Origin of the sequence: Oscillochloris sp. ZM17-4, assembly GCF_019599295.1 — a bacterium.
GTDB lineage: Bacteria > Chloroflexota > Chloroflexia > Chloroflexales > Chloroflexaceae > Oscillochloris.
Genome location: NZ_JAIEWN010000020.1, coordinates 19156 through 24752, shown reverse-complemented (window position 1 = coordinate 24752; position 5597 = coordinate 19156). Strand labels below are relative to the sequence as shown.

Annotated in this window: 3 protein-coding genes; all 3 read left to right on the top strand. The window is 71.1% G+C overall.

Going from position 1 to position 5597, the window contains the following annotated elements; all coding sequences use genetic code 11:
• Positions 1-265: 265 nt before the first annotated feature.
• Positions 266-2008, top strand: coding sequence for an ABC transporter ATP-binding protein (locus K2Z83_RS15345; RefSeq protein WP_220596071.1), 1743 nt, complete (start codon positions 266-268; stop codon positions 2006-2008).
• Positions 2009-2183: 175 nt separating this feature from the next.
• Positions 2184-3965, top strand: coding sequence for an ABC transporter ATP-binding protein (locus K2Z83_RS15340; RefSeq protein WP_220596070.1), 1782 nt, complete (start codon positions 2184-2186; stop codon positions 3963-3965).
• A gap of 53 nt (positions 3966-4018) precedes the next feature.
• Positions 4019-5597: serine aminopeptidase domain-containing protein (locus K2Z83_RS15335; protein ID WP_220596069.1), on the top strand; the 1579-nt coding region annotated here is incomplete at its 3' end.

Here is a 5597-nt window from a genome sequence, read left to right as displayed (position 1 = left end):
GTCGCCCGCCCGCTGCGCTCACGCCCGGCCCGTAAACGGGCGCTCTCAGTCTACGAAGGCCGCTTCAGCGGCCTTCGTAGACTGAGCCGGGGGCTTCAGCCCCCGGCGGGCGGCGTCGCACAGCCTTGCTTCTGCGGTATTGCCAAAAAATCTGATGCCGCAGCATGTGCCTGCCATGCCCGCATCTCAGACTTTTGATGTACTTTTTGTCCAATATAGTCGTCACGTCCAGCTTTTCCTTGACGGCTGGGGGTATAGTAGATCCATGCACCGAACCGGCCTACGCTTCCTGCTGCCGTACATGCGCCCCTACCGCTGGGCGCTCGCGCGCGGCACGCTCTACGCCCTGATCGGGGCCTCGGCCAGCGCCTTCAGCCCAGCCCTGCTCGGCCGCGCCATCGACGAGCTGGGCGCGGGCGTGCGCCCCGACATCCTGCTGCGCTACGCCGCCGGCCTGATCGGGCTCGCCGCCATCCTCTCGGTCTTCCGCTACCTGCTGCGCATGCTCACCGGCGAGATCGCCGCCGGCGTCACCTACCGCATGAGCCAGGACCTCTTTCAGACGCTGCTGACCTTCGACCAGGGCACGATGCGCCAGTACGGCATCGGCGACCTGCTCTCGCGGGCGACGAGCGACTTCATCTACATCTGGCGCTTCTACTCGGCGGGCTTCCAGATGTCGATGCACGCCCTGCTGCTGCTCATGATCGGCTGCGCCCTGATGGCGGTCACCAGCCCGGGACTGGCCGCCGTGGTGGTGGTGATGCTCGTGATCAGCGTGGGGGCGCAGGTGGGCCTGGGGCGGATCGTCGAGGGCGCCTTCGACAAGGTGCAGCAGGAGATGGCCCACATCGCGCAGTTCTCGCAGGAGCACCTGAGCGCGGCGCGCATGATCACGGCCTACGGCCAGGAGCACGCCGCCGTGGGGGCCTTCCGGGCCACCAATGATCGCTACGCCGAGCGCAGCATCGCCTTCGCCCTGCGCTCGGCCGCGATCTCGACCCTGCCGGGCCTGCTGGTGCGCGTGGCCGCCGCGATCGTGCTGGGCGTCGGCGGCGCCCTGATCATCTCCGGGCAGATCACCCTGGGCGAGTACGTGCAGTTCATCGTCTACCTGGGCCTGCTCAACGGCGCGGCCCAGAACCTGAGCGGGGCCTTCGAGCGGCTCCAGCAGGGCAGCGCCGCCGCCGGACGCATCGGCGAGGTGCTGCGCCGCCGCCCCGCCGTGGCCGACGCCGCTGACGCGATCGACATTACGGCGCGGGGCCACCTGCGCTTCGAGGGCGTCAGCGTGCAGGCCGAGGGCCGCTGGGCGCTGCGCGAGGTCGATATTGACATCCCCGCCGGCAGCACCCTCGGCGTGGTTGGGGCCACCGGGGCCGGCAAGAGCACCCTGCTCGGCCTGGTCGCCCGCGTGCGCGACCCCGACGCCGGCCGGGTGACGCTCGACGGCCACGACCTGCGGGCGATAAAGCTCGACTCTCTGCGCGCCGCCATGGCCTACGTGCCCCAGGAGACCCTGCTCTTCGGCATGTCGCTGCGCGAGAACATCGCCCTGGGCGCCCCCGACATCACCGACGAGGAGGTGCGGGCGGCGGTGCGGGCGGCCCGGCTGAGCAACGATCTGCCGCAGCTGCCGCAGGGCATGGCCACGGTGGTGGGCGAGCGCGGGGCCACCCTCTCGGGCGGGCAGAAGCAGCGCACGGCGATCGCCCGCGCCCTGGCCCGCAGCCCGCACATCCTGCTGCTCGACGACTCGCTCAGCAGCGTGGACGCCCACACCGCCGCCGAGATCCTGGCCGAGCTGACCGCCGACCCCGCCCCGCGCACGCGCCTGGTCGTCAGCCAGCGCCTGGCCTCGGTGCGCGACGCCGAGCAGATCATCGTCCTGGATGAGGGCCGGGTGATCGAGCGCGGCACCCACCGCGAGCTGCTCGCCGTGGGCGGGCGCTACGCGGCCATGTACCGCCGCGAGATCCAGCAGGCCGAGGAGATCATTGATGAGTAGGGCCGAAGCATTCGCCCCGGATGCATAGCGGGCGAGCCATGATCCATGGGCGAATGCTTCGGCCCTACCGGACGCCGCCGGCCCCGGATGCATAGCCGGTCAGCCACGATCTCATGGGCGAATGCTTCGGCCCTACGGAACCGGGGGTATCGCCATCTCGGGGGGAGAACGACGCATGTCAGGCCAGAAGGCACGAAAGAAACCCTCAGAGCAGAGCCAGGACGCCGCCCTGCTCTGGCTGCTGCTGACGACGGCGGCGCCCCACTGGCGCTACCTGCTGCTGGCCGGCGTCATGCTCGCCGTCGCCGCCGGCCTGAACGTGCTGCCGCCCTACCTGCTCCAGCAGGCGATCGACGGCCCGATCGCCAGGGGCGACGCCGCCGGGCTCTGGCCGCTGGCCCTCAGCTACGGCGGCGTCGCCGTGGGCGCCTTCGTCCTGCAGTACGGCCAGGTCTATGCCCTCCAGATGGCCGGCCAGCGCGCCCTCTCCGACCTGCGGGTGCGCCTGCTTGAGCATATGCTGCGCCAGGGCCAGGGCTTCTTCGGCAAGCACCCCGTGGGCGACCTGGTGGCCCGCATCGTGGGCGACATCGACTCGCTCAACGCCCTGCTCTCCTCCAGCGTGGTGATCATCCTCACTGAGAGCGTGACCTTGGTGGCGATCATCATCGTTATGTTCAGCGTGAACTGGGCGCTGGCCCTGATCTCGCTGGCGGTGCTGCCGGTGCTGCTGGCGATCACGATCTACTTCCGCCGCCGCATCCGGCGCTCGTCCACCGGCGAGCGCACGGCCCTGGCCCGCACCAGCAGCTTCCTCAACGAGCAGATCCAGGGCATGCTGCTGGTGCAGCTCTTCGGCCGCCAGGCCGCCAGCGACCAGCAGTTCGACGGCTACAACAGCGCCTACCGGCGCGCCCTGGTCAACCTGCGCTTCCAGTCGGCGGTCTTCCTCTCGGTGCTCGAGGTGCTCTCGGCCTTCGGCATGGCCGCCCTGCTCTACGGCGGCGGCCAGGGCGTGCTGGCCGGCTGGGCCACCATCGGCACCCTGGTGGCCTTCGTGCAGTACACCGAGCGGGCCTTCCAGCCCATCCTGCGGCTCTCCGAGCAGTACAACTCGGTGCAGATCGGCCTCGGCGCCGCCGAGCGCATCCAGCGCACCCTGCTCGCCAAGCCCTCGATCGGCGAGCCCGCGCGGCCGGCGGCCCTGCCTCACATCCGCGGCGCGGTGGAGTTCCGCGACGTGCAGTTCTCCTACCTGCCCGGCGAGCCGGTGCTGCGCGGTGTGTCGCTGCGCATCCCGCCCGGCCAGAACGTGGCCGTGGTCGGGGCCACCGGGGCCGGCAAGTCCAGCCTGGTCGGCCTGCTGGCCCGCTTCTACGACCCCCAGGGCGGCGCGGTCTCCCTCGACGGCGTGAATATCCGCGACCTCGCCCTGGCCGACCTGCGCCGGGCCGTGGCCGTGGTGCCGCAGGACCCAGTCTGCCTGGCGGGCAGCATCGCCATGAACATCCGGCTCTACCGCGACGACATCAGCGACGAGGCCATGCGCCGGGCGGCCCGCGAGGCCAACGCCGACCGGTTCATCAACCAGCTGCCCGGCGGCTACGACTACGAGGTGCTGCCGGGCGGCGCGAACCTCTCGGTGGGCCAGCGCCAGCTGCTGGCCCTGGCCCGCGCGCTCTGCCTCAGCCCCGAGGGCGTGCTGGTGCTTGACGAGGCCACCAGCAGCATCGATACTGCTACCGAGACGCTGATCCAGGAGGCCCTGGGGCGCATCCTGCGCGCCCGCACCAGCATCGTGATCGCCCACCGGCTCAGCACCGTGCGCCGGGCCGACCGGATCATCGTCATGCACCAGGGCCAGATCATTGAGGACGGCAGCCCCGACGAGCTGCTCGCCAGCGACGGTGCCTACGCGCGCCTCAGCCGCCACCAGCTCGCCACCCGGCCGGAGTAGGGGTGGGTTCTAGGGAGGGAGAGTCCCTCCCTAACCCTCCGTTTGGAGGCACCATGGTCAAGACACCTGTCCTGTTCGTCCCGGGGATCACCGGATCGTTCAACCTACCGGTGCTGCTCGACTGGCGCGGCCCCACCCTGAGCGGCTGGGACTTCCCGCCCTTCGTCGGCTACGGCAAGCAGTTCGTCGAGAGCTTCCAGAAGGCCGGCTACGTGCGCGACACGGATCTGTTCGTGGCCTTCTACGACTGGCGCAAGGCGGTGAAGGACAGCGCCATCACCTACCTCAAGCCCTGGATCGACCGGGCCAAGCAGCGCTCCGGCCAGCCGAAGGTGATTCTGATCTGCCACAGCATGGGCGGCCTGGTGGCCCGCAGCTACATCCAGAGCCAGAGCTACGCCGGCGATGTCGCGCAGCTGATCACCGTCGGCACGCCCCACCGCGGCTCGGCCCAGGCCTACTACAGCTGGGGCAGCGGCGTGACCCGCGCCGACCAGACGACGCAGACGGTCTTCGGCGTCTACCTCTGGTACCTGCGCCACGTCCACCCCGTCCAGACTGAGCTCGACCCGCTGCGCACGATGCGTACCCAGATCCCGGCGGTGCGCGACCTGCTGCCGATCGACACCTACCTGATCAGCCAGGGGGCCGCGCCGACGCCTAAGGATGAGGACCGCATGGTCGAGCGCAACCTCTGGGGGGATATCCTGAACCTGCCGGCGAATGTGGAGGCGCTGCTGAGCAAGGTGTCCGCCGTCACCACGCTGAGCGGGGTGGGCTTCAGCACCATCCGCCAGATCGTGGTGGGCGCCCCGCCGACGCCGCCCGCGACCCCGGCGCTCTACCCGGACGGCGTGCCGATCAGCGACCAGGTCGAGGGCGACGGCGACGACACCGTGCTGCAGGCCAACGCCCAGATCAGCCACCCGCGGGCGAAGAACCTGCCGTCGGTGAATGTGAGCCACGGCGCGCTGCCCGACCACCCGGCCGTCCTGACGCAGCTGTTCGGCGAGCTCGGCGTGCGCACGCCGGCCCTGGGCGCGGCCCCGGTCCAGGAGCCGCAGCTGGTGATCATGACCGCCTCGCCGGTGCGGATGCGGGTGCAGACGCCGGCCGGCCCGCCGATGGCGCAGGCCGGCGTGCTGGGGGCCTTCCCCGAGGACACCGCGCCCAGCCGGCGCTCGCGGCGCATCCGCGCGCGCGACCACGGCCACAGCGGCAAGCACCTCAACATCGTGGTGGTGCCCAGCCCGGCGGTGGGATCGTACAAGGTGCAGCTCGACGGCACCTCCACCGGCGGATTCGCCCTCGGCGCGATGCTGATCAGCACGGGCGGGGCGCTGCTGCTCGGCGGCGACGGCTCGGGCGAGGCCCGCCCGGCGCCCGCGCCGATCACGACCATGGTCGGGCAGGCTGCCCGCGAGAGCGAGCTGCACTACGAGGTGATCTGCTCCAGCAGCGATAGCCCGCCGGAGATCCGGCTCGACGCCATGGCCACGGCCTACAGCACCCTGCGCAAGCTGCGCGCGGGCGTGCAGGCGGCGCAGGGTGGGGTGCTCGGCGGCGAGGGGGCCGACCCGCTGGGCGGGGTGCTCGGCGGCTCGGCTGGGGGCGACGAGCTGCGCGGCACGG